Below are 2,886 nucleotides of genomic sequence, written 5' to 3' on the forward strand. Positions count from 1 at the left end.
GTCTTCGGCACCGCGCTTGCCCATCTCGGCCTCGGGCTCACCTTGCTCGGCATCGTCGGCACGCTTTCGTTCGGCACGGAGAAGATTCTCACCATGCGCGTCGGCGAGACGGTGGAACTTTCCGGCCACACGCTGCGCTTCGAAGGACTGTTTCCTCAGAAAGGCCCAAACTTCACCGAGGAGCGCGGCCGCTTCCTGCTGATTGGCGCCGATGGCAATGCCGATGGCGAGATCACCTCTGCAAAACGCTTCTATCCGGTGCGGCAGACGGTAACGACCGAGTCCGGCATCAGGACGCTGGGTGTGAGCCAGCTCTATCTGTCGCTCGGCGATGAGGGCAAGGACGGCTCGGTCGTCGTGCGCCTGTGGTGGAAGCCGTTGGTGACGCTGATCTGGGGCGGCGGACTGGTGATGATGGCGGGCGCCGCCGTGTCGCTGCTCGACCGCCGCCTGCGCGTTGGCGCCCCCGCGAGGCGCCGCAAGCCGGCTGCCGCTGCCTTACCCGCGAGCCCGACATGAAAGCGAAGTTTTCGCTCGCCTCGCTGATCCTCCTGCTGGCGTTGGTCTTCGCCGGCGCGGCACAGGCGGTGAAGCCCGATGAGGTGCTGCCCGATCCGGCGCTGGAGGCTCGCGCACGCGCGCTTTCCGAAGGCTTGCGCTGCATGGTCTGCCAGAACCAGTCGATCGACGAATCCGACGCCGATCTGGCCCGCGACCTGCGCGTCCTCGTGCGCCAGCGCCTCGTCGCCGGCGATACCGACCAGCAGGTGATGGATTACATCGTGTCGCGCTACGGCGAGTTCGTTCTCTTGAAGCCGCGCTTCAGCCTGCGCAACGCGCTTTTGTGGGGCACCCCGGCGCTTTTGCTTCTGGCCGGCGGCATCTTCATCGTGCTCAGCACCCGTTCACGCCGCGCGCCGGGCAGCACGCTCAGCGCCGAGGAACAGGCGGCGCTGGACAAGCTGCTGCGCGATTAAAGCGCCAACATTACAAAATTTTCATATATCGGAAATGGCGCCGTAATGTGCGCCTCACTAAGTCTCTTTTCCGAGGATGCTCTCCTGAGCGCATCCACTTCGAAAGAGGAAACGAGACCCATGAATATTGCCCCCGATTCATATTCAAGCACCCGCAAGCGCCTGATGGCGGCTGTCGCGTCCCTGGCCGTGATTGGTGCTGTCGGCGCAGGCGCGCTTGCCACCGGCACTGCGCCCGTGCTGGCCGATGCTGTGCGTGTCGAGGCTCCGCAGGTTCCGAGCTTCGCCGACGTCGTCGAGCGCGTCTCGCCGGCGGTGGTCAGCGTCAAGGTGAAGGCCAAGATCCAGCCGACGGCCGATGACGGCTCCGACGATCAGAACGGCTTCGACAACCTGCCGGATAATCCGCAGCTGCGCCGCTTCTTCAGGGAGTTCCGCGGCTTCGGCGATCAGGGCGGCCAGTTCGGCATGCCCCGGTTCAACCACCGCAACCACGGCAATGGCGAGCCGCGCCCCGTGGCTCAAGGTTCGGGCTTCTTCATTTCTGAGGACGGCTACCTCGTCACCAACAATCACGTGGTTTCGGAAGGCTCCGACTTCACCGTCGTCACCAATGACGGCAAGGAGCTCGACGCCAAGCTGATCGGCACCGATCCGCGCACCGACCTCGCCGTGCTGAAGGTCGATGGCGGTGGCAAGTTCACCTATGTCGACTTCGCCGACGACTCCAAGATCCGCATCGGCGACTGGGTCGTGGCGGTCGGCAACCCGTTCGGCCTCGGCGGCACCGTCACCGCAGGCATCGTTTCGGCCCGCGGCCGCGACATCGGCGCCGGCCCCTATGACGACTTCATCCAGATCGACGCCTCGGTCAACCGCGGCAATTCGGGCGGTCCGACCTTCAACCTCAACGGCCAGGTGATCGGCATCAACACCGCCATCTTCTCGCCGTCGGGCGGCAGTGTCGGCATCGCCTTCGACATTCCGGCCTCGACCGCCAAGCAGGTGGTCGAAGACCTGATGAAGAACGGCTCCGTCCAGCGCGGCTGGCTCGGCGTCGAGATCCAGCCGGTCACCTCCGACATCGCCGAGTCGCTCGGCCTGAAGTCGGACAAGGGCGCGCTGGTTTCGAGCGCGCAGGACGCTGGTCCCGGCAAGAAGGCAGGCATCGTCGCCGGCGATGTCATCACCCAGGTCGACGGCAAGGACGTCGCCTCGCCGAAGGAACTCGCCCGCATGATCGGCGCTTATGCGCCGGGCAAGTCGGTTGATGTTACTGTCTGGCGCAACGGCAAGAACGAGACGGTCAAGGTGGACCTCGGCACACTGCCTTCGAGCGACAAGCAGGCCTCGAACGAAGACGGCAACAAGCAGGCGGCTCCCGCCAAGGCCGATACGCTTGCCGATCTCGGCCTCACCGTCACCAAGTCGGAAAACGGCAAGGGCCTGGTGGTCACCGATGTCGATCCGGACAGCGATGCGGCCGACCGCGGCATCCAGCCCGGCGACGTCATCACCTCGATCAATTCGAACGAGGTGAACACTACCGACGACGTTTCCAAGGCCATGACCGATGCCTCCAAGTCGGGCCGCAAGGCCGTGCTGATGCAGATCACCCGCGACGATAGCAACCGCTTCGTCGCGCTGCCGGTCGGAAAGGGCTGATCTGAGAGAGCGGTTCAATCGCTCCTCGAGAACGCAGAACCGCTCTAACTCTCTGTTTGACGCAATTCCGGACGGAAACCCGCTTCACGCCTTTCCTGGAATTGCTCAGCGACTTTTCCTTGCGGCGGTTTCAACACCCCCCAGCCGCCGCCGGGAAAACATGGGGCCGAGCACGTCAGTCAGTCACCGTGTTTCGCTCCTGCGGCAGCGGGTTTCCCATCACCCGCTGCCGCTTGCCAAGCAC

General features: G+C 64.5%; 3 protein-coding genes. All 3 read left to right on the forward strand.

Features of this window, described 5'->3' with window-relative positions:
• Nucleotides 1-519: cytochrome c-type biogenesis CcmF C-terminal domain-containing protein (locus tag EOA75_RS31365; protein WP_281058589.1), on the forward strand; the 519-nt coding region annotated here is incomplete at its 5' end.
• Nucleotides 516-977, forward strand: a complete 462-nt coding sequence (locus tag EOA75_RS31370) for a cytochrome c-type biogenesis protein (RefSeq protein WP_127216812.1) — start codon at nt 516-518, stop codon at nt 975-977. The genes EOA75_RS31365 and EOA75_RS31370, both read left to right, overlap by 4 nt.
• 120 nt (nt 978-1,097) lie before the next feature.
• Entirely contained in the window at nt 1,098-2,642 is a 1,545-nt protein-coding gene (locus tag EOA75_RS31375; protein WP_067320983.1) for a Do family serine endopeptidase, read from the forward strand.
• Nucleotides 2,643-2,886 lie beyond the last annotated feature (244 nt).

Source organism: Mesorhizobium sp. M1A.F.Ca.IN.022.07.1.1, from assembly GCF_003997575.1.
In the GTDB taxonomy this organism is placed as follows: Bacteria; Pseudomonadota; Alphaproteobacteria; order Rhizobiales; family Rhizobiaceae; genus Mesorhizobium.

Coding starts and splice junctions, on each gene's coding strand:
- EOA75_RS31375 (WP_067320983.1), top strand. CDS start 1,098: ATGAATATTGCCCCCGATTCATATTCAAGCACCCGCAAGCGCCTGATG.
- EOA75_RS31370 (WP_127216812.1), top strand. CDS start 516: ATGAAAGCGAAGTTTTCGCTCGCCTCGCTGATCCTCCTGCTGGCGTTG.